Source organism: Paenibacillus cucumis (ex Kampfer et al. 2016) (genome assembly GCF_019748695.1).
GTDB classification, from domain to species: domain Bacteria; phylum Bacillota; class Bacilli; order Paenibacillales; family Paenibacillaceae; genus Paenibacillus; species Paenibacillus polysaccharolyticus.
This window is the reverse complement of sequence record NZ_JACLIC010000007.1, coordinates 29,062-55,065: the sequence shown is the minus strand read 5'-3', so window position 1 is coordinate 55,065 and position 26,004 is coordinate 29,062. Positions and strand designations below refer to the sequence as shown.

23 protein-coding genes are annotated in these 26,004 nt (G+C 44.8%); 19 read left to right on the top strand and 4 right to left on the bottom strand.

Annotation, left to right across the window (positions count from 1 at the left end; translation table 11 throughout):
- Window positions 1–46: 46 nt before the first annotated feature.
- Window positions 47–1,600, top strand: a complete 1,554-nt coding sequence (locus H7T88_RS03185) for an ABC transporter substrate-binding protein (RefSeq protein ID WP_221786828.1) — start codon at window positions 47–49, stop codon at window positions 1,598–1,600.
- 111 nt (window positions 1,601–1,711) lie between these two features.
- Here H7T88_RS03185 and H7T88_RS03180 read toward each other — a convergent pair whose 3' ends face one another.
- Both H7T88_RS03180 and H7T88_RS03175 read right to left on the bottom strand, forming a co-directional pair.
- Window positions 1,712–2,863: an MGDG synthase family glycosyltransferase gene (locus tag H7T88_RS03180; RefSeq protein ID WP_221786827.1), complete on the bottom strand. Its 1,152-nt coding sequence runs from the start codon at window positions 2,861–2,863 to the stop codon at window positions 1,712–1,714.
- Between the two features lie 50 nt (window positions 2,864–2,913).
- The gene (locus H7T88_RS03175; protein WP_090922188.1) at window positions 2,914–3,441 is read right to left on the bottom strand and encodes a phosphatase PAP2 family protein; all 528 of its coding nucleotides are present in this window, start codon (window positions 3,439–3,441) and stop codon (window positions 2,914–2,916) included.
- A gap of 711 nt (window positions 3,442–4,152) precedes the next feature.
- On the opposite strand from H7T88_RS03175, the gene H7T88_RS03170 reads away from it, so the two are divergent.
- From H7T88_RS03170 to H7T88_RS03130, 9 genes are all read left to right on the top strand, one after another.
- The gene (locus H7T88_RS03170) at window positions 4,153–5,391 is read left to right on the top strand and encodes a glycosyltransferase family 2 protein (protein WP_090922190.1); all 1,239 of its coding nucleotides are present in this window, start codon (window positions 4,153–4,155) and stop codon (window positions 5,389–5,391) included.
- Between the two features lie 340 nt (window positions 5,392–5,731).
- A complete protein-coding gene (gene infC, locus H7T88_RS03165) occupies window positions 5,732–6,226 on the top strand; it encodes a translation initiation factor IF-3 (protein ID WP_139168915.1) in 495 nt (164 codons plus the stop codon).
- Window positions 6,227–6,250: 24 nt separating this feature from the next.
- Complete coding sequence (gene rpmI / locus H7T88_RS03160; protein WP_017689665.1) at window positions 6,251–6,454, top strand: 50S ribosomal protein L35; 204 nt, start codon at window positions 6,251–6,253, stop codon at window positions 6,452–6,454.
- Between the two features lie 88 nt (window positions 6,455–6,542).
- Window positions 6,543–6,902: a 50S ribosomal protein L20 gene (gene rplT / locus H7T88_RS03155; protein ID WP_017689664.1), complete on the top strand. Its 360-nt coding sequence runs from the start codon at window positions 6,543–6,545 to the stop codon at window positions 6,900–6,902.
- A gap of 573 nt (window positions 6,903–7,475) precedes the next feature.
- On the top strand, window positions 7,476–8,516 hold the full coding sequence (locus tag H7T88_RS03150; protein WP_090922194.1) for a BMP family lipoprotein: 1,041 nt from the start codon (window positions 7,476–7,478) through the stop codon (window positions 8,514–8,516).
- Window positions 8,517–8,715: 199 nt separating this feature from the next.
- The gene (locus H7T88_RS03145) at window positions 8,716–10,254 is read left to right on the top strand and encodes an ABC transporter ATP-binding protein (protein ID WP_221786826.1); all 1,539 of its coding nucleotides are present in this window, start codon (window positions 8,716–8,718) and stop codon (window positions 10,252–10,254) included.
- Window positions 10,247–11,326: an ABC transporter permease gene (locus H7T88_RS03140; RefSeq protein WP_090922198.1), complete on the top strand. Its 1,080-nt coding sequence runs from the start codon at window positions 10,247–10,249 to the stop codon at window positions 11,324–11,326. The genes H7T88_RS03145 and H7T88_RS03140 overlap by 8 nt, the downstream gene beginning before the upstream one ends.
- Window positions 11,327–12,289: an ABC transporter permease gene (locus tag H7T88_RS03135; protein ID WP_090922200.1), complete on the top strand. Its 963-nt coding sequence runs from the start codon at window positions 11,327–11,329 to the stop codon at window positions 12,287–12,289.
- A 185-nt stretch (window positions 12,290–12,474) separates the two neighbouring features.
- Complete coding sequence (locus H7T88_RS03130; RefSeq protein ID WP_221786825.1) at window positions 12,475–12,849, top strand: hypothetical protein; 375 nt, start codon at window positions 12,475–12,477, stop codon at window positions 12,847–12,849.
- Window positions 12,850–12,855: 6 nt separating this feature from the next.
- Here H7T88_RS03130 and H7T88_RS03125 read toward each other — a convergent pair whose 3' ends face one another.
- A complete protein-coding gene (locus H7T88_RS03125) occupies window positions 12,856–13,299 on the bottom strand; it encodes a GNAT family N-acetyltransferase (RefSeq protein WP_373323213.1) in 444 nt (147 codons plus the stop codon).
- Between the two features lie 598 nt (window positions 13,300–13,897).
- On the opposite strand from H7T88_RS03125, the gene ilvB reads away from it, so the two are divergent.
- The 4 genes from ilvB (at window position 13,898) to H7T88_RS03105 (ending at window position 19,127) form a co-directional block, all read left to right on the top strand.
- The gene (gene ilvB, locus H7T88_RS03120; protein WP_221786824.1) at window positions 13,898–15,649 is read left to right on the top strand and encodes a biosynthetic-type acetolactate synthase large subunit; all 1,752 of its coding nucleotides are present in this window, start codon (window positions 13,898–13,900) and stop codon (window positions 15,647–15,649) included.
- Window positions 15,646–16,128, top strand: a complete 483-nt coding sequence (gene ilvN / locus H7T88_RS03115; RefSeq protein ID WP_090922209.1) for an acetolactate synthase small subunit — start codon at window positions 15,646–15,648, stop codon at window positions 16,126–16,128. Before ilvB ends, ilvN begins: the two co-directional genes overlap by 4 nt.
- Before the next feature lie 324 nt (window positions 16,129–16,452).
- Window positions 16,453–17,445, top strand: coding sequence for a ketol-acid reductoisomerase (ilvC, locus tag H7T88_RS03110; RefSeq protein ID WP_090922211.1), 993 nt, complete (start codon window positions 16,453–16,455; stop codon window positions 17,443–17,445).
- Between the two features lie 140 nt (window positions 17,446–17,585).
- Window positions 17,586–19,127, top strand: coding sequence for a 2-isopropylmalate synthase (locus H7T88_RS03105; protein WP_221786822.1), 1,542 nt, complete (start codon window positions 17,586–17,588; stop codon window positions 19,125–19,127).
- Between the two features lie 209 nt (window positions 19,128–19,336).
- Here the strand turns inward: H7T88_RS03105 and H7T88_RS03100 are convergent, their stop codons facing one another.
- Window positions 19,337–20,317, bottom strand: coding sequence for an aldo/keto reductase (locus H7T88_RS03100; RefSeq protein WP_090922215.1), 981 nt, complete (start codon window positions 20,315–20,317; stop codon window positions 19,337–19,339).
- Between the two features lie 253 nt (window positions 20,318–20,570).
- Between H7T88_RS03100 and leuB the strand changes: the two genes are divergently transcribed.
- The 5 genes from leuB (at window position 20,571) to H7T88_RS03075 (ending at window position 26,001) form a co-directional block, all read left to right on the top strand.
- Complete coding sequence (gene leuB / locus H7T88_RS03095) at window positions 20,571–21,656, top strand: 3-isopropylmalate dehydrogenase (protein ID WP_110897647.1); 1,086 nt, start codon at window positions 20,571–20,573, stop codon at window positions 21,654–21,656.
- A gap of 367 nt (window positions 21,657–22,023) precedes the next feature.
- Complete coding sequence (locus tag H7T88_RS03090) at window positions 22,024–22,563, top strand: peroxiredoxin (protein ID WP_090922219.1); 540 nt, start codon at window positions 22,024–22,026, stop codon at window positions 22,561–22,563.
- 356 nt (window positions 22,564–22,919) lie between these two features.
- Window positions 22,920–23,336, top strand: a complete 417-nt coding sequence (locus tag H7T88_RS03085) for a hypothetical protein (RefSeq protein ID WP_090922221.1) — start codon at window positions 22,920–22,922, stop codon at window positions 23,334–23,336.
- A 472-nt stretch (window positions 23,337–23,808) separates the two neighbouring features.
- The gene (locus H7T88_RS03080) at window positions 23,809–24,915 is read left to right on the top strand and encodes an ATP-binding protein (RefSeq protein WP_090922223.1); all 1,107 of its coding nucleotides are present in this window, start codon (window positions 23,809–23,811) and stop codon (window positions 24,913–24,915) included.
- A 120-nt stretch (window positions 24,916–25,035) separates the two neighbouring features.
- Window positions 25,036–26,001: an AAA family ATPase gene (locus H7T88_RS03075; protein WP_090922225.1), complete on the top strand. Its 966-nt coding sequence runs from the start codon at window positions 25,036–25,038 to the stop codon at window positions 25,999–26,001.
- Window positions 26,002–26,004 lie beyond the last annotated feature (3 nt).

The following is a 26,004-nucleotide window of genomic DNA, read 5'->3' as shown; positions in this document are numbered from 1 at the left end:
CATAGCGGGTCTGCGCTAACATATAGGTTTAACACAAAAAGGGAGGATGCATATGCGTAAAAAAATGATTCGGCACCTGTCTATGGTACTTGTTCTGATGTTATTTGCTGGCGTGCTGGCCGCGTGTAACGGTGGCGGTTCTGGAGGGAATGCGCAAGGTAATGCTCAGGGAGGCTCAACGGATAATAAAGGCGAAAAAGTAACCCTGCAATTTTACATGCTTGGAGATGCTCCGAAAGACCTGCCTGTGATTGAGTCGGAGATTAACAAGCTTGCTGAAGCCGATCTGAATGTAAATGTAAAATTCAACTTTACGTCTTGGACGGACTGGGATCAAAAATATAAATTGTTGCTGTCTTCCGGACAGCCGATTGACTTAATCTTTACAGCAGACTGGACGAACTACCAGTCTTATGCGAAGAAAGGTGCTTTCCTGCCGCTGGATGAACTGTTGGCAAAAACACCAAAGCTCAAATCTCATGTCCCGGATGATATGTGGAATGCGGTTAAGATTAACGATAAAATCTACACGGTTCCATCCACGTGGATCGAATACGTAACGGAAGGTATTGCATACCGTGAAGACCTGCGTGAGAAGTATAATCTGCCGAAGCCGGAATCGATGGAAACGCTCGAAGCATACCTGGACGGCATCAAGGCGAATGAGCCCAACATGATTCCGATTGCAGACAGCAATGCAAACCATACCCATGGTGTTCGTCAATTGACTTCCAAGCTGGTAAATACGGCGGGTCAGCTTCCATATGGCCTGGATATTATGTATGATACACCATCAACAGTGACGTCCTATTGGGGATCACCACAGCATTTACAAGACCTGAAAACATACAAACGCTGGATGGATAAAGGATTTTTCCCGAAAAACGTACTGAATGTGAAGGATACATCCAATTCCCTGTTGCAAAATGGTAAAGCAGCTGTCATTCTCGCTGGGGAGAATCCGAACAAATTCAATTCTGATGTGATCAAGGTTCAGTCCACTCACCCGGACTGGAAGCTCGGATATTTCCCATATCCGAATGCGAAAGGTTTTGCACAGCCGGTGCATCCGATTCACAACGGTTTTGCTATTCCGCGAAGCAGTAAAAACCCGGAAAGAGCACTGGAATTTTACGAGAAGCTTGTAACCGACAAACGTTACAACTGGCTGACCGAGTATGGTGTGGAAGGCAAAAACTTTGAAGTAAAAGACGGATACTATCATATGATTGGCGATGCACAAAGCAATGGTTTCCCGCGTGAAGGCATGAATGGCTGGGCATGGCGTAATCCGGAGTTTATGCTGTATGACAAGAGCTTTGATGATGTACTTGCTATGTTTAAAGACCTTGATAAGATCAAAAAACCGGATATCTTCACTGGTTTTGCCGAGGATTGGACACCTTATCAAGCTGAGAAAGCGGCTTTGGAGCAAGTCGAGAAGCAATATCTGTATCCACTTAACGTAGGCCTTGTTGCGGATGTAGAGGGCGGTTTGAATACGTTTATGGAAAAAGCAAAACAAGCCGGTCTGGACAAAATTCAGTCCGAGTATACAAAGCAATGGCAGGAGTATCTGAAATCTGCTGGTATACAATAAGCAGTGTGATTATTCTGCAGACTTAAGAAAAAAAGGTGCCTTCAGCTTCGAAGGCACCTTTTCTCTTCGTTATAAGAGACAAGAAGGACGGGATTTTCTAACTATACAAGGTTATAAACGGGTCGACTCTGATGATACAGGCCGCATATCCTGTAACAAATTCATAATAGACTGCGCGCTTTCCATCGGATGTACTTTGGCTATCTCGGCCAGATGGCGTTTTCGCTTCTCAAGCACCTCAGGATAGTGATGAAGCAGTTTGTTCATCCACTTTACAACCACATCAAGGGAGGTAATCCGTTCACCCAATCCTCTGGCCGTAAAATAATGTACATTCTCTTCCTCCTGACCCGGGATCGGATTATGAAACAGCATCGGAATACCTTTTGCCAAACCTTCACTGCAAGTCATTCCGCCTGGTTTTGTAATTAGTAGATCAGAGACTTCCATTAATTTATCAATTTCCGTTGTATACCCGATAATGTGGATATTTTCTTGTTGGAACAGTGGGTCCTGTTCCATGCTAATCCGAATTTTGTCATTACGTCCGAGACAGAAAATAATCTGGATATCTTCATGCCAGCGTGCTAACAATTGGTGAACAACTTTGTCACTGAGCATTCCCCAACCACCGCCCATCACAAGCACGGTAGGCATTTTTTTAAGGTTGAATCCGGATCGGATCTCGTCGTGCACGGGATGCTCCCAGAAGTTTGGGTGCACCGGGATACCGGTTACTTTGATTTTCTCTACGGATACGCCTCGTTGCATCAACTTGGATTTAACTTCGTCTGAGGAGACGAGATACAGATCCACTTCAGGACTAATCCATGTACCATGTGCATCATAATCCGTTAAAACGTTACATAAAGGCACCTTCGTACCTAACCGCTTTAACCTGGATATAACCGCACTTGGAATGGGATGCGTGCAGACAATAGCATCCGGATGCAACTGACGCACCACACTGCGGGTATGGGTGTAAAACACTTTGTGCAGTGCAAGAGTTGTTAACCGATTCAATGGCTTTTTATATTGCTGTCTGTACATGTATCCAACAAGTTTGGGTTGATTGGTCACCGTTCTTTTGTATGCATTAAGGATAAGTGGTGCTACTTTCGGGTTAAGAAAGCTTCCGAGTTCAAGCACTTTGGTCTGGATATTCGGCGACAGTTTTCGTAAGTGGCTGGACAATGCATAAGCAGCTTGGGTATGCCCTGCGCCAAAGCCCTCAGATAATAGTAAGATTCTTTTTTTCTCCACGCTTGCTTCACCTGTTCCTGCTAGGTTTTCCTGAGTCTAACATATCGGCTTTAAGTCCAGAATGCAACTGTAGCAAGTGCGACTAAAGTACCGATTGTGGCTCCTGCCAAAACATCGGACGGATAGTGTAGCCCCAGATAGATTCGAGAGAATCCGACAATAAGGGCCACAGGAAGCAAAGTCAGCAATAGAAACGGCTCAGTAGTCATAAAGGGTACTGTGACCGAAAAAATAGCGGTTGTATGCCCCGACGGAAACGAATGATCTGTCAGTGGGTTGCGAAACGTTATTGTATCAGGCAAGGCCAGATAAGGTCGAATGCGAGGATACAATTTTTTGGCAATGGCTACAGGAATATGACTTACCGCTAATGCGATACAGGCTTGAAGTCCAGTCGTACTCCATGGAGCCGGGGCCAGTAGCCAGATTAACAAAGATACTGCAATGGAAGAAGTTGCTCCACCAAGATGGGTGAAATAGTACAGCCAGAAATTCATAAAACGATTATGAAGCCGGCCGTTAATCCACATAAACACATTACGATCGTACTTTTGAAACTTTAAGAAAAAACGGCTCATATTGGCCTCCTGCCAGTCAGGCCGTCCCGAGGACGGCAGTATTTCCGGGAAGTTACCCGTGTCGGTTTACCACCTGTTAAGTATATAACCGATTTTGAAGGTCTTGAGGTTATTTCAGGCATATGTTTATCATATTTTTAAATGTTGTCCTTTTCAAGAAGAAGACATGTAAAGAACGTAAAATTCATGTAAAAGAGTGGATGAAAAACCAATGGTCTTTTTTGACTTCATTCTGCTAAAAAAGATACAATGATTCAACATGGCTGAAATGAGGTAAAAAAATGTGAGTTTTAGATTAAACTTTTTGGTGGCCATTTACGTTATTTGATGTAGAGAGACGGTTCAGTTGCAGTAAGCCACATCAAAAAGAAGGGACTTTAGAAATAAAAATCAAGAAAACGGCTGAAAATAAGATATATCAGGCATGAATGCGAGGTTGTGGCATCACGGAGTGGCTATTCAGCGTTTAAAGTTCACATTTCTGCTTCAGAAAGTGGAATTGGGGTTTTGACAAATTGCTGAAAAGAATACAGAATCGATAAAGCAGCCAACTGGCCGCAGCCATGATTTGAAACATTGTCTGAATGACTGACGTAGTACACAAAAGCACAGGGTCATATTCTGCAATTACAAAAAAAATAAAATGCAGAATCAGGAAGAGAAAATGCTAAAGTAATCTGGGTTTTATCTAAAAGGGGGTAACAGAGAACGATGTTGGACGCTATATTCGTCACGCTGCAGGTCATTTTGGCACTGCTTGCCGTGTACCAATTCACGTTTTCGCTGTTCGGTCTGTATAAGAAAAAGAAAAAGAAAAATTATCCTGCAACAAAATCATTTGCTGTGCTGGTTGCTGCACACAATGAGGAACAAGTTATTGGTGCGTTGATGGAAAACCTGAAGGAACTGGATTATCCGAGAGATCTGTACGATGTATTTGTCATCTGTGACAACTGTACAGACAGCACGGCAGAAATCGTTCGTCAGCATGGTTGGAATGCATGTGTACGTACGAATCCAGACTTGAGAGGTAAAGGGCACGCCATCGAGTGGATGCTTAAATACCTGTGGGATTTGCCGCGTCAGTATGATGCGGTTGTAATGCTTGATGCTGATAATCTGGTTGAGCAAAACTTCTTGCTCGAAATGAACAATGACTTGTGCAATGGAGCACGCGTTATTCAGGGATACATCGATACGAAAAATCCTGAAGATTCATGGATCACTGCGGCTTATGGTGTATCGTACTGGTATATCAACCGTCTATGGCAGTTGTCTCGTCACAACCTGAACATGGCGAATTTCCTCGGCGGTACAGGGATGTGCTTCGAAACCAATCTGCTGAAAGAAATTGGCTGGGGCGCTACAAGCCTTGTAGAAGACCTGGAGTTTACGATGCGAAGTGTACAGCGTAATGTGTATCCGGTGTTTAACTATGATGCCAAAGTTTTCGATGAGAAACCATTAACATTTAAAGCTTCAGCTAGACAACGTTTGCGCTGGATGCAAGGGCACTTTACGGTAGCAAGAAGATACTTCTTCCCATTGTTATGGCAGTCCATTAAAGAAAGAAGTCTCGTGAAGTTTGACCTTGCTGTATATGGTGCCAATGTGTATGTGGTGTTGCTCACTTTCCTGTTGACGGCTGTCATGTCAATTGATATTTACGTATTGGACGGCCCACATATCGCTAACATTTATGGATATTTCCCATTGTGGGTTGGTTTCATAGCGATCGGCATGAACGTGTTAACGTTTCTGTTGTCCATGGCGCTCGAAAAAGTTAAGTTTGCTAAAGTGTATCTGTATCTGATTCTTTTCCCGATTTATTTGTTGTCATGGTATCCAATTACGTTTTATGCGTTCTTTACGCAAAACAACAAACAATGGAGCCACACGCAACATACACGGGTTGTACGCCTGGACGAAGTACAGAGCAAACAAGGCTAACTTTTGGATCGATTAATTGGTGAACCTCTGCCTAGCTATGAATGTTGTCACACTGTTTTGAAAAAAAAGTGTTTTGTATGTTGACAATGTTTGTTGGCAGGTGTTATAGTATTCAAGTGCGTTAAACAAATAGCAAAATGGAATCACAAGCAGAAGTCCGACTTCTCACCTGACCAACATACGTTGGCTGGTCAACGATCCCAATAATTTATGAAGTGTATACTCATGAAGAATTGTGTTGATTACAGGGATGTCGGTAGCTTGACCGGCATCCCTTTTATTTTTGTGTAACAGGATATTCAAAATGACCTGGAGGTGGACGGTTATTAGTAAAGATCACATGATTAATGACGAGATTCGGGCGAAGGAAGTACGCCTTGTCGGAGCTGAAGGAGAACAAATCGGGATCACTCCCATTCGTGAAGCACTTCAAATGGCAATTGACCTGAACTTGGACCTGGTTAATGTGGCCCCACAGGCTAAACCGCCGGTGTGCCGCATCATGGACTATGGCAAATTCCGCTATGAGCAACAAAAGAAAGAAAAAGAAGCCCGTAAGAACCAGAAAATTGTTGACATTAAAGAAGTATGGTTCCGTTCCAATATTGAGGAGCACGATTATCAAACGAAGCTTCGTAATGTAGTTAAGTTTTTGAAAGAAGGCGACAAAGTGAAATGCTCCGTTCGTTATCGCGGACGTGAGATTGCACATGCGTCTATTGGTCAACGGATTTTGGAACGCGTTAAGGTAGAAGTTGCAGAACTTTGTACCGTTGAACGTCAACCGAAACTGGAAGGCCGCAGTATGATTATGATCTTGGCTCCTAAAGCCTGATAACATTGGAGGAGGAAACACAACATGCCTAAAATGAAAACACACAGCAGTTTGAAAGGACGCTTCAAAATTACCGGTTCCGGTAAAGTCCTTCGTTACAAAGCTCACAAAAACCACTTGCTTTCTCACAAATCCAAACGTGCTAAGCGCGTTCTGAACGGCAACCCTGTAATGGCTGCTGGTGACGTTAGACGTTTGAAACAAGGTTTGGCTAACCTGAAAGGTTAATTCAAAATAGTAGATTCCGTACGGGGGATTGGCTTCGGCCATACACATACCACGGATACATTTATATTTATTTGGGAGGTTCTTTAATATGGCAAGAGTAAAAGGCGGTTTTGTAGTACGTCGTCGTCATAAAAAGGTTTTGAAACTGGCAAGAGGTTATTTCGGTTCCAAACACCGTATCTTTAAAACAGCTAATGAGCAAGTAATGAAATCCCTGGTATACGCATACCGTGACCGTCGCAACACAAAACGTAACTTCCGCAGACTGTGGATCGTTCGTATCAATGCTGCAGCACGTATGAACGGTTTGTCTTACAACAAATTGATCCACGGATTGAAACTTGCTGGTGTAGACATGAACCGCAAAATGCTGGCTGATCTGGCCGTTAATGACATCAATGCGTTCAACTCTTTGGCTACTGTAGCTAAAGGTAAAATTAACGCTTAAATCTGTATGAAGTAAGCCGCCGTACCTATGGCGGCTTTTTTTACGGACTGGAGAATAAAAACGGCTTAGGAAGAACAACCTAAACTTATCGCAAAAGCTGGAAGTGATAGCAGAGTGCGAGCGCCGTTGGTGAATAACACAGCATGGCATTACATAAAACACGAACGGTATAATAATACAAATGAATTAGAGTGGTTTTACGAAAATTTAGAAGTGGTGTGATATTTTTGTTATATAACATCACATCGTTGTAACGTTAGTGTGTTAAAACGTTAAATTATTAAGCGCTTTCAATAAAAAAAGTACAAAAATAAGTGCTTTTTGGTGATTATACATCTGGATTTTAACACTGGTTGATTGTATAATCACCTCTAGTAGGCCAGTCCTAAATTTTTCTTTTCGGGTCATAATGTTCGGCTTTTCGACAGATGAACAGATGCATCGAGCAAAAGAATGCGCTTTTAGTGAGCCATTGGCGAAACATTTCGCTTTTAACCTGTTCTTTATATCTGTTGATCCGTGCAATGCAGACGAGATTTGAAAGGGACATATTATTAAGGGGGAAAAAGAGAAATGAAAAAAATGCTTAGCCTGTCTCTGGTAATGTTGCTGGCAGTATCGGTTATGCTCGCAGGATGCGGAAGCAAACCAAAAGAAGAAACAAATGCCGGAGGAGACAATGGTGGAACTTCCACTGAAGCCAAATCCGATGTTCAAATCGGTATGGTTACTGACGTAGGCGGCGTGAACGACAAATCCTTTAACCAATCGGCTTGGGAAGCACTGCAAGCAACCGAAACTGAAACAGGTGCTAAAGTTAAATACCTGCAAAGTAAATCCGATGAAGAATATATTCCAAACTTGAACGAATTTGTTAAAGGTGGATATGATCTCACTTGGGGTATTGGTTTCCAACTGGCTGATGCGATCAAAACAGTAGCAGAGCAAAACCCTGACTCTAAACTGGCGATCATCGACAGCGTAGTGGATGCAGCTAACGTGAAATCCGTAACGTTCGCTGAAGAAGAAGGATCTTATCTTGTTGGTGTTGTTGCTGGTCTTAGCACTAAAACAAACAAAGTTGGTTTCGTAGGTGGTATGGATAGTCCACTGATCAAAAAGTTTGAAGTTGGTTTCAGAGAAGGGGTTAAAGCAGTAAACCCTAAAGCTGAATTCATCTCTAACTACACAGGTGCTTTTGACAAGCCTGACTTGGGTAAAGCAGCTGCAGCTACATTGTACAACAAAGGCGTTGACATCATTTTCCACGCTTCCGGTGCAACAGGTAACGGCGTGTTCAATGAAGCGATTGCTCGTAAAAAACAAGGTCAAGATGTATGGGTTATCGGTGTGGATAAAGACCAATCCCTTGAATTTGGCGATGAAGTGACACTGACTTCCATGATCAAAAAAGTAGACGAAGCGGTTAAACGCGTGAATAAAGAAGTTGTTGACGGTACATTCGCGGGTGGATCTGAGAATCTGACGCTGAAAGAAAACGGCGTTGGCATTGCGGACACTTCCAGTAAAAATGTATCACCAGAAGTTCTGGCTAAAGTTGACGAATACAAAGAAAAAATCATCAGCGGCGAAATCAAAGTACCTACTGAGTAATACGAATTCGTAGTCATTTTGATATCTGCTGTATTATAATCATCCGGGCCGGTCTTGACCGGCCTTGTGATTGTAAAGCCAGGAACATTTGATCAAGGCATTATAACATTTGTACAATCTAACTATTGCAATAGTGCTCCGAGTAGGAGCTTTTCTTTCGTTTGCGGAACCAAACTATATCAGTTATAAGGGTGATTACATGGGTGCAGCAACCCCCGTCGTTGAGTTGAAACAGATAACGAAGCGTTTCCCAGGCATTGTTGCCAACGACGCCATCAGCCTTCAGCTTCAGAAAGGCGAAATTCATGCTCTACTGGGCGAAAACGGCGCTGGTAAGTCAACATTGATGAACATTGTTTTTGGTCTCTATCAGCCAGATGAAGGTTCCATTGAAGTGAATGGCAAACCTGTCATCATTGACAGTCCAAACCGGGCGATCGATCTTGGCATCGGTATGGTGCATCAGCACTTTAAGCTTGTGCAGCCGTTCACGGTAACAGAGAACATTATTTTGGGATCCGAGCCTACAAAGGGTCTCAATATTAACTATAAAAAGGCAGCTGCAGAAGTACAGCGCTTGTCCGAGCAATATGGACTCAAAGTAAATCCTCACGCCAAAATTCACGATATTTCTGTCGGCATGCAGCAGCGTGTTGAGATTGTTAAAACGCTATATCGCGGTGCGGACATTTTGATCTTTGATGAACCAACAGCAGTACTTACACCACAAGAAATCAAAGAGCTGATGGTCATCATGAAAAAGCTTGTCGCTGAAGGCAAGTCGATCATTCTGATTACGCACAAGCTGAAAGAAATTATGGAAATTTCGGATACGGTTACGATTATTCGTCGTGGTAAAGTCATTGATTCGGTTAAAACTTCGGAAACCAATCCGAATGAACTTGCAGAAAAAATGGTTGGCCGAAACGTTACGTTTAAAGTGGATAAGAAGCCTGCCACACCTGGAGCCAATGTACTTGAGGTCAGCAAGCTGATGGCCAAAAATAAAGAAGGTATCGCGGTTCTGAACGATCTGAACTTAAATGTGCGTGCTGGAGAGATTGTTGGTATTGCCGGGGTAGACGGTAATGGTCAAAGTGAATTGATTGAAGCCTTGACAGGTTTGCGCAAAGTGGATAGCGGATCGATCCGTTTGGAAGGAAAAGAGCTTTCCAATCACTCTCCTCGTCACATCTCAGAAGCGGGCATTGCTCATATTCCGGAGGATCGTCATAAGCATGGGCTTGTTCTGGATTTTTCGGTGAGTGAAAATATCGTTCTGGAATCATATTACAAGGAGCCGTATACGCGCAAAGGCTTCCTGAATTTTGATGCGATAAAAAAGCAGGCCAAGCGGCTTGTAGAAGCATTCGACGTGCGTACACCGAGTATCGAGACGAAAGCACGTTCCTTGTCGGGAGGAAACCAGCAGAAAGCCATTATAGCCCGTGAGGTGGATAAAAACCCTGAATTGCTGATTGCTGCCCAGCCAACACGTGGATTGGACGTAGGGGCTATCGAGTTCGTGCAAAAGCAATTGATTGCTCAGCGCGATCAGGGGAAGGCTGTTTTATTGATTTCGTTCGAACTCGATGAGATTATGAACGTTTCAGACCGCATCGCGGTTATATATGAAGGACAGATCGTTGGCGAGGTGCTGCCGGAAGAAACCAATGACAGGGAGCTTGGCTTGATGATGGCGGGCAGCACCCAAAAGAGAGGTACTGTGCATGAATAAAGTGTTAAAATGGTTTACCCGAGATTCGTTTATTTTGCCTGTTGTAGCGATTCTGATGGGACTTATTCTCGGCGGAATTGTTATGCTAATTGGTGGATATAACCCGTTTGAAGCATACGGTGCTTTATTCAAAAAAGTATTTGGTGACATGTACAACTTCGGGGAAGCTGTGCGGGAAATGACTCCGCTCATTATGACAGGCCTTGCTTTTGCTTTTGCGGCTCGTGCCGGGTTGTTTAATATCGGGGGCGAAGGACAGTTTCTCGTAGGGATGACAGCAGCTACGTTTGTAGGTGTGAAGTTTACTGGTCTGCCTATTTATATTCATGCACCACTGGCGCTAATTGCGGGTGCGGTATTTGGTGGGCTCTGGGCAGCAATTGCTGGTTACCTGAAAGCTGCACGCGGGGTCAACGAAGTTATCAGTAGTATTATGCTGAACTGGATTGGTTTATATTTAGCCAATCTGATCGTGCGTCAATTTTTGCTTTTGCAAGGGGAGAACCGCTCCGTTGATATCAGCGAATCGGCTTCGATCAGTCTGACTTGGCTTTCTGAATTGATGGGCAATTCACGTGTTCATATGGGAACGTTGATTGCTCTTGTAATGGCAGTGCTCTTTTATATCTACATGTGGAAAACAAAGCAGGGATATGAAATCCGTGCCGTCGGTTATAACCCGAATGCAGCGGAATATGCAGGTATGCATGTTAATCGGAATATCGTCAAAGCGATGTTTATCAGTGGCATGCTCGCAGGGCTTGGCGGAGCGTTCCAGGTTCTCGGGGTATTCCAGTATCAGACCGTAATGTCAGGTTCTCCAGGCACCGGGTTTGACGGGATCGCAGTTGCTTTGATTGGTCTAAATCATCCGTTTGGAGTGTTACTTGGTGCGTTGCTCTTTGGTACGCTTACTTACGGTTCTGCAGGAATGAGCTTTGCTGCGGATGTACCACCTGAGATTATTCGGATTGTCATCGGTTCGATTATCTTCTTCATTGCCGCACAAGGCATCGTGCGCTGGGTACTTAAACCGTTCTATTCCAAGCGCAAGAAAGAGAAGGTGTTGTAGATGGACTTGTTGACAATCGGGCAAATTATCAATACGACGCTTGTCTTTGCTACGGCATTGATTTTTGCTTCCCTTGGCGGGATATTCTCGGAAAAATCTGGGGTAACAAACCTTGGACTTGAAGGTTTCATGGTGTTTGGTGCGTTCGCAGCCGGTATTGGTGCTCACTATGCCCAAGAAGCGGGTATGGGCGGGACAACATCGGCGTGGATGGGGGTACTGCTTGCCATCGTGCTTGGTGTACTCGTTTCACTTATTCACGCGGTAGCATCCATTACGTTTAAAGCTGATCAGATTATCAGTGGTATCGTCATTAACTTTTTAGCGGCAGGAAGTACACTGTATTTGGTAAAACTGCTGTTTGAAGGTTCAGGTGATTCACCTTTGGTACAAGGCTTCAGCAAATTTAATGTGCCGTTTCTCGAAAACATTCCTTTGCTTGGAGAAGCATTTTTCAAAAATGTATATCCAACGACTTACCTAGCGATTTTGTTTGTATTCCTGACATATTACATTATGTTTAAAACACCGTTTGGACTTCGTCTGCGTTCTGTAGGTGAACATCCAAGCGCGGCGGATACTGTCGGGGTTAAAGTTCGTCGTTACCGTTACGTTGCTGTTATGATCAGTGGTGCACTTGCGGCGATTGGTGGAGCAGCCATTACATTGACAACAACAGGTACGTTTTCGCATAATACCGTTTCCGGTCAAGGTTACATTGCGATTGCAGCGATGATCTTTGGTAAATGGAATCCAATCGGTGCTTTCGGCGCGGCTGTATTTTTTGGATTCTCTCAAGCGATCCGTAACTATGTGCAATTGTTTGAATGGTCACAGAGTATTCCCCAGGAAATTATTTTCATGTTGCCTTATTTGCTTACGATCATCGTTCTGGTGGCTGCGGTTGGACGTTCTTCGGCTCCATCTGCGTTGGGCGAACCTTATGATCCTGGTAAAAGGTAACTTTAGCAAACCGGATATCATTTGGTATCCAAAACATAATTTCGAGAAAAGACCTGCGATTTTGAGCGGGTCTTTTTTTGTGTGCTCCATTGTAGTACCCAACTTTTAAGGTAGGGACAAAGAAACAGGCGAATTCGGTCATGGACGAATACACTGTTTTGAATGATCCGAGGAGGAGGGATAGTATGAGAAAACAGGTTACGCGTACTGAAGCGATGAAACTTATAGGCAAAAACATAGTTGCGGTCAAAAAAGACGGTACTCGGGTTACGGGGAAACTGTTAAAAGTATCAGGTAACAAACTCGTTCTCAAGCGTTTAGGTGGAAAAAAAGTACGTACCAAAGCCATCTTGCCTTTGGTATTATTTGATCTGCTGGCCATTGCGACCTTACCTTACGCTTATGGCCAAGGCCCGGGATTTGGACCAGGGTATGGTCCAGGTCCGAAACCTGATTGTTGCCCAGGGTACGGCCCTGGTTATGGACCTGGATCGGGTTACGGCCCAGGCCCAGGATATGGTCCTTATGGTCCCGGACCGAGACCGCCTGGATTTTTCTAAAAGCGACTAGAGTCTTTTTTCCATTTCGTAACAGCGACTGATCAGGATATATCTCAGGTTTTGATATCCATTTTTTTGATAGAATTGATTCCCCTTGATATTGCCTTCATCCACCATGACTTTGGATTTTTTGCAACCACGGGATGCTGCAAAGTTCTCTGCTTCATGCAGTAATGTCTGTCCGTAACGCTTTCGTTGCTCTTTCGAACTAACGGCCATCATATCTACGTAAAGTAGTTCTCCATGCATGAGAAAATGAATGAATGCCACAGCAGGTTTATTTGGCTCCGGCGAGATTACAAAGGTCATGCCCCTGTTCATTCGCAGGGGTATTTCTTTGCGTATTTTATGGATTTCCTTCTCGCTCATATGTGATAAAGGAACAAGCTGTGTGTCAATCAGCTTCATAATTGCTCCGTCATCCAGCTTGGATGAACGCTGACGAATGATCATGCGGGGCCTCCTTTCAAGGCCAGTCGTGCGGCCTGTATATCTTATGCCTGGGGCGAGATAAAAGGTGACTGCATGAAGCCCGGACATTGAGGCAATCATAGAGTGGAGAGCGTGTGTGAATGTGGTTAGCATATTTTTATCAAAAACAGGTATTGACTTATCGGTTAGAGGAATCATATAATGTTCCTAACATTTAACGAGAATATTTCATCGGCTATGAAGAGGACGAAGTTTTAAGGGCTCTTTTGCTCAGAGAGTGGATGGATTTGCTGAAACCACCACCATTACCCCTTATATACGAGCTCACCTCGGAGCTGTTTTCCTGAAAAGCATTGGAACGTCAAATCCATGCGTATTAGGGGGAATCGTAAGTCTGCGTTACAGACAACAGGTATGGGAGACGACTACGTCGTTTGTACATCGTTTTGTTATACCTGGTAAGGTCCGTTATTGCGAAATTTCGGACAAAGTTGGGTGGTACCACGGAAGCGATAACCTTTCGTCCCTCGCAAGCATGAACTTGTTTGCAGGGATGGAAGGTTTTTTTGTACCTTTTTATGTCAGAATGGTGTAAATTTCGAGAGGAGGATGACTAATGGGAGCTCAAATTCCAGAAGTACGATCGACAGATGAATTACGTGAAAGATGGATGAAGCCGGAGGTCATTAGCGGTTCCGAGATTTTGCTAAGAAGTTTGCTGCTTGAAGGTGTGGACTGTGTCTTCGGTTATCCGGGCGGTGCGGTATTGTACATTTACGATGCGATGTATGGCTTTGAAGATTTCAAACACGTTCTAACTCGTCACGAGCAAGGTGCCATTCATGCGGCTGACGGTTATGCACGAGCAAGTGGAAAAATCGGCGTATGTATCGCGACCTCCGGTCCAGGTGCAACGAACCTCGTTACAGGAATTGCAACGGCATATATGGATTCCGTACCACTGGTTGTCATTACGGGTAATGTCAATTCCAGCTTAATCGGCTCGGATGCTTTCCAGGAAGCGGATATCACTGGTATTACAATGCCGATCACCAAACACAGTTATCTGGTGAAAGATGTAAAAGACCTGGCGGGCATCATTCATGAGGCATTCCATATTGCTAATACCGGACGTAAAGGACCTGTACTGATCGATATTCCAAAAGATGTATCGGCAAACAAAACGTTGTTTGAACCGAGCACTGAACCTGTTATATTGAGAGGGTACAATCCACGCACGGTACCGAATAAACTGCAGGTGGATCGTTTGGCACAGGCCATTCAGGAAGCAGAGCGACCAATGATTATTGCAGGTGGCGGTGTAGTTTACTCTGGCGGACACGAAGCGCTTTTCGAGTTTGTGGAGAAGACGGGCATCCCGATCACAACAACACTTCTCGGACTTGGAGCTTTTCCAAGTGGACATGAGCTTTGGACTGGAATGCCGGGAATGCACGGAACCTACACGTCGAACATGGCCATTCAGCAATCGGACTTGCTCATCAACATCGGTGCACGATTTGATGACCGGGTAACGGGTAAGCTGGACGGATTCGCACCACACGCGAAAATTGTCCATATCGACATTGATCCTGCAGAGATCGGCAAAAACATTGCGACTGATATTCCAATTGTAGGCGATGTGAAAACAGTACTGGAGATTGCAAACAAGGAAGTTGGACGTGCTGAACGTGCAGATGCCTGGAGAGATCAGATCAAACAGTGGAAACAGGAAAAGCCGTATAGCTACACGGATTCGGATGAAGTGTTAAAGCCGCAATGGGTTGTTGAATTGTTGAACGACACCACAAAAGGTGAAGCAATCGTAACAACGGACGTTGGACAACATCAAATGTGGGCAGCACAATACTACAAATTTAATCAACCGCGCTCATGGGTTACTTCAGGTGGACTTGGAACAATGGGCTTTGGATTCCCATCTGCGATCGGTGCACAAATGGCTAATCCGGATCGACTGGTAATCTCCATTAACGGAGACGGCGGGATGCAGATGTGTTCTCAGGAACTGGCAATCTGTGCGATTAATAACATTCCAGTTAAAATTGTAATTATTAACAACGAAGTACTTGGTATGGTTCGTCAGTGGCAGGAACTGATTTACGAAAATCGCTATAGTCACATTGATCTGGCAGGAAGCCCTGATTTTGTGAAGTTGGCTGAAGCTTATGGAGTGAAGGGACTGCGGGCAACGAACAAGGAAGAAGCCGAGCGTGCATGGCAGGAAGCTTTGGATACACCAGGGCCAGTCGTTGTAGAATTCGTTGTACGTAAGGATGAGAATGTATATCCAATGGTTCCGCAAGGAGCAACAATCGATCAAATGCTGATGGGAGATGCTGAAGAATGATAAGACATACGATTTCGATATTGGTTAATGACCAGCCAGGTGTCCTTCAGCGTGTATCCGGATTGTTTGGCCGACGCGGGTATAACATCGAAAGCATTACAGTAGGTCAATCTGAAGAGCCAGGACTTTCCCGAATGGTCATTGTTACGATTGGTGACGACAAAACACTCGAACAGATTGAAAAACAGCTGTATAAAATTATTGATGTTATCAAAGTGGTTGACTTTAGCTTGAAACCGATGGTTGCTCGTGAACTCGCGCTGATCAAGGTGAAGGCGGAGCCCTCGGAGCGTCCGGAAATTTTGGGTGTGGTGGAAACCTTCCGCGCATCGGTTGTCGATGTAGGCCCAGCAAGTCTGATGGTACAGGCCGTTGGTGATACGGACAAAATTGATGCGATGATCGAACTGCTCAAGCCATATGGCATTCGTGAATTGTCCCGTACAGGCGTAACAGCATTGGTACGAGGCAACGTATAGAGGTATAATGAAATCAAGATGGGCTGATCCATACATGAACACAATGATTTACTTGTGAAAATGCTCAGTTAGCGTAAAATAAATGCTATCTGATCCAAATGTGTCAGTCCAGTAACTGCTGTAAAGTAACATTTTAGTGATGTAACGCTTGAAAAGAGAGCCACACCCCCGCATTAACGAGCGGGTGTCTGAACGGATCGGATCAGAAGCGGCGATAATCAGCATTGATCAGGTAATTTTTTAAAAGATGTGAGGTTGACCGGTCCATTGAGACACCCGCTCATTAATGAAGGGTTCTTTACAATACAAAGGAGGACTTATAACATGCCAGTAACTACTTATTATGAACAGGATGCAGAGCTTAGCGTATTGAAAGGAAAAACGATCGCGGTGATCGGATATGGTAGCCAAGGTCATGCTCAGGCACAAAACCTGCGTGACAGCGGATTGAACGTAGTCATCGGACTTCGTGAAGGTAAATCTTTTGACGCTGCTAAAAATGATGGATTTGAAGTGTTGTCTCCGGCTGAAGCAACTAGCCGTGCAGATGTGGTTCAAATCTTGCTACCGGATGAAACACAAGCTTCTGTATACAAAAACGAAATCGAACCAAACCTGAAAAAAGGCGCAGCATTGCTCTTCTCTCACGGTTTCAACGTTCACTTCGGCCAAATCGTTGCTCCAAAAGACAGCGATGTATTGCTGGTAGCTCCTAAGTCCCCTGGTCACATGGTACGTCGTACCTATGTAGAAGGATTCGGTGTTCCTGGTCTGATCGCGATCGAAAAAGATGCGACTGGTAAAGCGAAAGACATCGGTCTCGCTTATGCTAAAGGAATCGGCTGTACACGTGCAGGCGTTATCGAAACTTCCTTCCGTGAAGAAACAGAAACAGACTTGTTCGGTGAGCAAGCGGTTCTGTGTGGCGGTGTAAGTGCCCTCGTTAAAGCTGGATTCGAAACGTTGACAGAAGCTGGATATGCTCCAGAAATGGCGTACTTCGAGTGTCTGCACGAATTGAAACTGATCGTTGACATGATGTATGAAGGTGGACTTGCAAGCATGCGTGATTCCATCAGTAACACTGCGGAATATGGTGACTATGTAACTGGACCTCGCGTCGTTACTGAAGATACGAAGAAAGCAATGAAAGAAGTGCTTTCCGATATCCAACAAGGTAAATTCGCACGTGACTTCATCTTGGAAAACCAATCCGGCCGTGCATTCTTGACAGCAACACGTCGTAACGAAGCTGAACACCCAATCGAAGTGGTTGGCGGACAATTGCGTGAAATGATGCACTGGATCAAAAAGTAAGCAACGATTCCGTTCACTTTTTGAACAAGCATCTTAAGGGATTCGAGCAACTTACAGCGTGAACTGGAAATAGCGGCCGTGCTTATGCGTGAGCCGCTATTCTGGTTTACAGAAATGAATAATATGCAGGGGGTGCGAAGGTGCGTAAAATCTATGTATTTGACACAACGCTGCGGGATGGAGAACAATCTCCAGGAGTCAATCTGAACACTCGCGAAAAGGTGGAGATTGCCCATCAGCTGGAGCGTCTTGGCATTGACCGGATGGAAGCAGGTTTCCCAGCAGCATCTCCGGGTGACTTGGCCGCAGTCAACGCCGTAGCGAAAGCGGTTAAAAATATTACGGTGATCGGCTTGTCTCGCTCCAGAGAGCAGGATATCGATGCGGTCAAGGAAGCGCTTAAAGGTGCAGAAGATCCGTGCATTCACGTATTTCTGGCCACTTCGCCAATCCATCGCCAGCACAAGTTGCGCATGGATAAAGGGCAGGTTCTGGACACGGCTCGCTCTGCGATTCGTTATGCGAGGAAGACATTTTCCAAGATTGAGTTTTCCCTGGAGGATGCAGGGCGTACCGAGTATGATTTCCTCGTGGAAATGGTAAATATGGCAGTTGAAGAGGGTGCTTCTGTCGTTAACATTCCAGATACGGTCGGTTACCTGAGCCCATATGAATACGGGAATATTTTTAAACATCTGAAAGAAAATGTTCATAACATCGATAAAGTTCAGCTGAGTGCACACTGTCACAACGATCTGGGGATGGCAACAGCGAATACGCTTGCCGCCATTTTGAACGGCGCTGATCAGATTGAAGGTACGATTAACGGCATCGGAGAGCGTGCAGGCAACACCGCGATTGAAGAAATTGCGATGGCACTCGAAACACGTCAGGAGTTTTTCCAGGCGAAAACGACACTGCAGTTGTCCGAGATCGCACGTACCAGCCGCTTGGTTAGCCGTTTGACCGGTATGGTTGTTCCTGGCAACAAAGCAATCGTTGGAGCTAATGCCTTTGCTCATGAATCCGGTATTCACCAGGATGGTATGTTGAAGGAAAAAACAACCTACGAGATCATGACTCCAGAAACGATCGGTCTCAAAGAGAGCAAGCTAGTGCTTGGTAAACACTCCGGACGTCACGCGTTCCGTGAACGCTTGATTGAACTTGGGTATGAGTTGGACGATGAAGCATTGAACCGTGCTTTTGCACAATTTAAAGATCTGGCAGACAAGAAGAAAGAAGTTACCGATGAAGACCTGCTTGCCGTAATCGAAGAAAAGTTACAGGATGCACCTGAGGTGTACAAACTGGAATCGATCTTTGTTACGTACGGTGATGAATCCGTGCCTACAGCGAAAGTTCGTATTGCTACGCTGGATGGGGAGACGGTGGAAAAACAGGCAGAAGGTAATGGTTCGGTGGATGCGATCTATAACGCTATTGATCAGGTGAGCGGAGAAGAAGTAACGCTATCGGACTATTCCATCAAATCCGTAACACACGGTAAAGACGCACTTGGTGAAGTACATGTTGTCCTTACCCAAAATCAAGTTTCTGTTCAAGGGCGCGGTGTGAGCACAGATATTCTCGGTGCTAGCGCTCGTGCGTATGTTGACGGCTTGAACCAACTCATTGAGAAACGTAAAACGTACACCAACCGTGTGAACGTCAATTTGTAGAGAAGTACTGCACGGTGTGCTTGAAGTACAAATTTACAAACCTGCTAACTAGGTCGGTATAGTAAAGCCATAGTCGGTATAGTAAAGCTAAAGCCGAACATATTAAAAAGTCTGACCCTTCTGGAGTGGACTGTACCTGGTAGTGTAGACGTGATGAAGTCTATCTATGAGTACAGTCCAACAAGGGTCAGACTTTTTTTATTGTAAATTTACCAAGCGTATGCGTTAGGGGCGTGTCCGCCAGGACCAGGGAAGATTTCATCCAAACGGTTAAGAGTGGATTCATCGAGCGTCATGTCAAGACATTTCAAGGCGGTCTCGAATTGCTCCAGTGTGCGCGGACCAATGATTGGCGCAGTAACAGCTGGATTGGCAGCTACCCAGGCAAGTGCAACTGTATCCTGTGGCTCACCAAGATCACGGCAAAGTGCGGCGAAATCTTCAAGCTGCGTCTGATGTTTCTCAATTCGTTCTGCAATGCCTCCACTGCGAGTCCCTTCAAGTTTCTGTAAGGCATTGCGTCCGAGCAAACCGCCATCCAGCGGGCTCCATGGAATAACGCCAAGCCCGAGGGCTTTAGCGGCCGGTAATACCTCCAGTTCAGGCAGGCGGCAATTCAGGCTGTATTTATGTTGCTCAGATACAAGGCCGAGGAAGTGGCGGTTTTTCGCTTCGCTCTGAGCAAGGGCGATCTGCCACGCGGCAAAATTACTTGAACCGACATATCCGATTTTGCCTTGGTATACTGCATGTTCAAATGCACCCCACAACTCGTCCCATGTGATAACAGGGTCGACATGGTGCATTTGGTATAATTCAATATGATCGGTTTGCAGACGCTGAAGAGAGCCTTCAAGGTGACGTCTGATTTTATATGCGGAGAGACCGGCTTCATTGTTAGGGCCATCTGTTTCATCATGCATGGAACCGTAGACTTTGGTGGCAAGCACGACCTTTTCACGTCTGCCTCCGCCTTGTTTGAACCAACGTCCGATGATTTCTTCGGTGAGACCGGAATTTTCACCCCAGCCATAAATGTTAGCGGTATCAAAAAAGTTAACGCCGGCATCCAGTGCTGCGTCCATAATGCGGAAAGCTTCTTTCTCGTCCGTGGCTGGTCCAAAATTCATCGTACCGAGACAGATACGGCTGACCTTAAGGCCTGATTTACCCAAATACGAATATTGCATGTTAAACATCCCTCCAGCATACCTGATTTGATTTCAGCTATATTTTACCTTACCCTGAACTGGCGAACAACTTCGAAGTGCTTGTAATGATCCTTCTTATAGGCAAAAGCTATTAAAGTCATAGATTGTATATCTTGGTCAAATGACCGTAGAATATGATACAAAGAAGAGAGTTATTTATGAGACGATGTTTACACAGAAACGCTAACATGGGCGGATCAGTGATGAATGAAAATGAAGGAGTGGACAACCTATGGCAGACGTGAAAAAAATTGCAGTAATCGCAGGTGACGGAATTGGTCCTGAAGTTGTGGCCGAGGCGGAAAAAGTTCTGAAACGTACGGAGGAAGTGTTCGGTTATCGTTTTGAAACAGAGCACGCACTGTTTGGTGGTATTGCCATTGACGAGAAGGGCACGCCGCTTCCGGAAGAAACATTGACTGTATGTAAAAATGCAGATGCAGTGTTGCTTGGAGCAGTAGGTGGACCGAAATGGGATAATAACAGTAAAGAGTTGCGTCCTGAAACAGGACTGCTGGGTATTCGTAAAGCGCTTGGCTTGTTCTCCAACCTGCGTCCTGCCGTTGTGTTTGACTGTTTGAAAGACGCATCCACGCTGAAACCGGAAGTACTTGAAGGTACAGACCTGATGGTTGTTCGTGAACTGACGGGCGGAATTTATTTCGGTGAGAAGTTCAGACGTGAAAGTGCCCAAGGTGAAGAGGCAGTAGACACTTGTGCTTACAATGTTGCGGAAGTAGAGCGCATCGTTCGTCAAGCATTTGAGATCGCTCAAGGTCGCCGTAAAAAACTGGCTTCTGTCGACAAAGCTAACGTACTGGAAACATCCCGCCTCTGGCGTGAAGTGGTTAACCGTGTAGCTCCAGATTACCCGGATGTTGAACTGGAGCATGTGCTTGTAGACAATTGCGCGATGCAGTTGCTGCGTCGTCCGGCAAGCTTTGACGTCATCGTAACAGAGAATATGTTTGGTGACATATTGAGTGATGAAGCGGCTATGCTGACAGGCTCCATCGGTATGCTCGCTTCGGCATCGCTAGGTGAAGGAAGTTTCGGTCTGTATGAACCGGTACACGGCTCAGCGCCGGATATTGCCGGTCAAGGCTTGGCTAACCCGATTGCTACCATCTTGTCACTCGCGTTGATGTTCCGTACAACGTTTGGCTATGCAGAAGGTGCAGATGCGATTGAAGAAGCGGTAGCGAACGTGCTGAATGCGGGCCACCGTACAAGTGATATCGCTGTTGATAAGAGCAAAGCGATCAGCACGACCGAGATGGGCGATCTGATTGTTGCAGCTATTCAGAAAAAAGCTTAAGTTTCGTTTTAGCCTTGTCCACTTATTGAGACATTAACAGATCTCAGGTTACAGTCCTGTGGTTCGTATAAGAAACAGCCCTTTGATGCCCTAGTAGACCGTCTTTTGGTTTCTAATAGTGGAGAATGCAAAGGGCTGTTCCTTTCTCATTTACAACTCGAATTCGGCACGAAAATTTCTTATTTATAATTATTATAAAAAAATAACGTTTATAATCTTGACTTTGAGAAGTACGGATGATAACATTTTATTTGTACTTGAGAACAAGTATCAACAATTTAATGACAGGACAAGCGCCCTGCGTGCATCCTGATGATGAGCAATCCATATGGATGCTTACATAATCCCAAAGGAGGAATTTTTAGTTATGGCAGAACGTTTGGTTGGTAGACCAGCACCAGATTTCGCAATGGAAACAGTATCAGGAGACGGACAAGATTTTGGATCCGTTAAACTGTCCGATTACCGTGGCAAATGGCTCGTATTCTTCTTTTATCCTTTGGACTTCACATTTGTGTGCCCAACTGAAATTACAGCTTTGAGCGATGCTTCCGAGCAATTCAAAGCTTTGGATACAGAAATCCTTGGCGTGAGCGTAGACTCCGTACACAGTCACAAAGCATGGATCAACACACCTAAAGACAGCAACGGTCTTGGTCAGTTGAGCTTCCCGCTTGCTTCCGATATTACGAAGCAAGTAGCTAAAGATTACGGCGTTCTGATCGAAGAAGAAGGCGTAGCATTGCGCGGTCTGTTCATCATCGATCCAGAAGGCGAACTGAAATATCAAGTCGTTAACCACAACGATGTAGGCCGCAGTGTTGAAGAAACACTTCGCGTACTGCAAGCACTTCAATCCGGTGGATTGTGTGCAATGAACTGGAAACCAGGCGACAGCAATCTGTAAGCCGGTTTACTTGAACGATTGATGTTCAAGCCCTCATCCCCCTCGGGATTGAGGGCTTTTTGCAACCTTTTTCAAAGATATACCGTTAACTTAATAAAGGTGTTTGAACAAGCTGTCAGACGTGTTAATAATGTAATAGAAGAAGATCTTCTTTTTTATAAAAGAAAGAGGAATTGAAGGCTTGTAAGGCGAATAGGGTATGGAAACCCGGTAATTTAAGTCATTCCGGTAATCCGCATTTATAATTTGCATATGAATGTGATACACTGTTTGAACGATTCCCTTTCGGAGGTCTTTCAAGTGCACGGGTGTATATTGACTAAATTCCCGGCACCTAATAAGGAGGGTGAACAAAAATGAGTTACTGTTGTGGGGCAAGTATGGTGGGAACGAAGGGCACGCTGAAGCATTACCGCACCCAGGTTCATAATGTTCCCCTGCTGTTTTGTCCGGTGTGTCACCGGGTTGAGGTGCATTACAAGGTTGAGAATGAATATGAAATTCTTGCTGAATATGCGCATGGCGATGGGGCTTCTGAGATTGATTTTCAAGACTATGTGACAGAAGACGAGGATGCCATCTTCGAAAATTGCGTAAACCGTGAAAGTGAAGATGCAATGGTGATTGTTCAGCGCCAGATTGATATGTCACTTGATCTGCTACGGCTCGCCAAGGAAATGAAGGATGAGAAATGGGAGAGCGAATTGAAACGCCGCCTTGCCGTCATGAGTCAACGAAAACTTAAAATTCAGCATAACAAGACTGGGCTATAGATTGCAGTGAGATGTGACATGGATAGACCAATATCTATATCTGTAATAAGCAGTATGAAACGAAGCTGATCTCCCTTTATGGAGAGGAGGCTTCGTTTTTTGTGTGTTTTAGAGTGATCTTTTCTTTTTTTTTGCAAAATAATTTCCATTCGACACTTTCTCCGATTGACTCTATTCCCTAAACTTGTCTATGATAAAAGCAGACTTGCAAAAGAGGCGGAGCAAAATAAAGGGTTTTCGTTTGGGAATTGGAAAAGGTTAGTAAGGAACAAAACGTAAATGATTTTTCCGGACATTCTTGAATGAGCCGGATTAGACCAGCTTAAGTTCCGGACATGCCATCCTATTTTCGGCTCAGCCCCCTAATGAAAGGGACCCGGTAATCAATAAAAAATCGGCCCTTCCTGTTTCTGTGATGATATGATGTCCGAACGGCAAAGTTTATCATTTACGTGAAAAGGAGGAACCTGAAGTGATTCGTGAATTTCAGGATATAGCGCCTCAACCAACGGATGTGATTCCTCAAGTACATCTGGATAACAATAAGTATGAAAATGTACTAGAACACATGGATAGCGGTATTATGTTATTTGATAATCATGGGGTCTTGACGTTTATTAACGTTCAGATGGCTAAGCTGCTGGAGCTGCCGAGAGATCTGTTAAGCGGTTGCACGTTAATGCAGATGTTGCGTCTGCCCCAGATGAGCCGATTTAAGAAAAAGAAAATTTTACGAATTTATCGGGAAACGATCTTTCATCGTAAGCGTTATCATGAACTGACGGATGAGTATGGAAGGCACTGGCTTGTGACCGTGACCTATGGTGATCAGATGGATGGCGATTTTCTTTTTAGTGTCAAGGACGTTTCGGATTATAAGCAGATCGAGCAGACGGCCTATCAAAACGATAAACTGGCTATGCTTGGCCGCATTTCCGCATCAATTGCTCATGAGATCCGTAACCCGTTAACAGCCATTCGCGGATTCATCCAGTTGCTTCGGCCCCACCTGCTACAGCTGGGTAAAGACGAGTATGCCAGAATCATACTCACCGAGATCGACAGGGCAAATGACATTATCTATGAATTTCTGAACTCCTCGAAACCTTCGGCTCCGCAGAAAACGGTCATGACCGTAGAATCTTTGCTTAAAGAGGTCGTTCTATTGACCGAGAGTGAAGGGTTGATGAAAGGATGCGAAATTCTGCTTGAGGTGGATGACACCCCGCTTAATGTATCCATTGATGTGAAACAGATCAAACAGGTCATTCTGAATATGGTCAAAAATGCAATGGACGCCATTGAAGAAGTCGGTGAAGAATATACAGGCTTGATCCGAATCACAACAGCTACGGAAAATAATTTTGTGCAAATTACGATTGCGGATAATGGAAGAGGTATGGATCATAACACGCTGGTACGCTTATTCGATCCTTTCTTCACCACAAAAGAAAGCGGCACGGGTTTGGGACTTTCCGTGAGTTACCGTATTATTAAAAATCATGGGGGTACCATCTCTGTGGATAGTAAAAAGGGTGAAGGCACCAGCTTTATGATCAAGCTTCCACTGGTGAATTGACACAAACGTTTTCTGAAGGGATCGGTATTTTGCCGATTCCTTTGTTTTTTGTTGGCAGGATAAGGGTTATAGTTAGAAATGAATGCGAATACATAAGCATCGCGGAAGGAAGGGATTTCTTTGAATATTCAAGATATGGAGCAAATGAACGGACAATTCATGGAACATGTAGGCAAAGTGATTGTGGGTAAAGAGCATACAATGGAACTGATGTTGACAGCGATCATTGCATCAGGTCACGTACTTCTGGAAGATGTCCCTGGTACAGGGAAAACAATGCTAGCCAAATCGATGGCGTCTTCACTGGACTGCACATTTCAGCGGATACAGTTTACACCTGACTTGCTACCATCCGATCTGACGGGTATCCATTTCTATAATCAAAAATCAGGGGATTTCGAATTCAGGCCCGGACCGCTGTTTGCGAATCTTGTACTGGCAGATGAGATCAATCGAGCAACACCACGTACACAGTCCAGCTTGCTCGAATGTATGGAAGAACGCCAGATCAGCATTGATGGTTCAACAAGGCAGCTCGAGCGGCCGTTTATCGTTATCGCGACTCAGAATCCTATTGATAATCAAGGAACATTTCCGTTACCCGAAGCTCAGATGGACCGGTTTATGATGAAGATTCGTATGGGGTACCCAACTGATGAAGAAAGTGTAGAGATCCTAAGAAGGACGGTGGCCAGCCGCTCAGTAAATGATCTGTCTTCTATTATCTCGCGCGAGCAACTTCTGAGAGCACAGGAAACGTATAAGACGGTTAACATAAACGAGGACCTCCTGCTTTATATTGTACAACTCACTGAAGCAACGAGAAAACATTCTGAACTGTCACTTGGGGTTAGTCCACGGGGGGCTCAGGCGCTTCTAAAAGCAAGTCAGGCATGGGCGGCACTTCACGGTAGAGATTATGTTGTACCTGATGACATTAAATTACTGGCAGAGCCTGTTCTGGCTCACCGCCTGGTGTTTCGTAATCGAATCAGACAGCAAGAAGGACTTGCGGAACTCATCATTCAACAGATTCTGACCGAAACCGAGGTGCCAACCGAGACACTTACTACAGGCGGACGTTAAGCT